The organism is Oleiphilus sp. HI0061 (assembly GCF_001635675.1).
The window spans coordinates 1-456 of the sequence record NZ_LWFE01001374.1 but is presented as its reverse complement, the minus strand read 5'-3'; the positions used below and the strand labels follow the sequence as shown (position 1 = coordinate 456).

The window sequence follows — 456 nt, the reverse complement described above, 5'->3', positions numbered from 1 at the left end:
GCGACACATTTTGCGGAGTCCGTTTGAGCAACTTGTTATAGCTTTTCATTTGTTTGTAGCACTTTCTTTACAACCGTTCCACAACCAAGCGAAAGCAATGCGAGCAACACTAATTGCAACGCCCAAATACTATAAATATATCTATTTGCTTGCTTGGTATTTTTTTTAGATGCCTCTTTAAGCTTTGGCAGATATTCAGGGTTTAATGCTAACTTATTTAGCTGCTCTCGCGTTTTATTGTAAATCTGCTCTTTCGTAAAGACTTGCTCAAATGTAGCCTGAGAAAAATACCCTCTAATTTTATCGTTAAGCCCATTACCAATAGCATAGATACTAATTGCTAATACAAAGCTAAGAAATATTGTAGCCACGACTTTCATACTTTGAGCCTATAACGCCGTGCTTTGCGGCGAGCGACGCGTAGCAGAGCGAGTCCAGCCCACGGGTGTTTTTCCG

At 40.4% G+C, this 456-nt stretch carries 1 protein-coding gene; it reads right to left on the bottom strand.

Translation table 11 applies throughout. From position 1 onward, the window contains the following. Positions 1–35: 35 nt before the first annotated feature. Positions 36–380 carry a hypothetical protein gene (locus tag A3735_RS21655; RefSeq protein ID WP_068510934.1) on the bottom strand — a complete coding sequence of 115 codons (345 nt, stop codon included), beginning with the start codon at positions 378–380 and terminating at the stop codon, positions 36–38. Between the last annotated feature and the right edge of the window lie 76 nt (positions 381–456).

Bases quoted from the DNA above. Each gene is read 5' to 3' on its own strand.
- A3735_RS21655 (WP_068510934.1), bottom strand. From the start codon at position 380: ATGAAAGTCGTGGCTACAATATTTCTTAGCTTTGTATTAGCAATTAGT.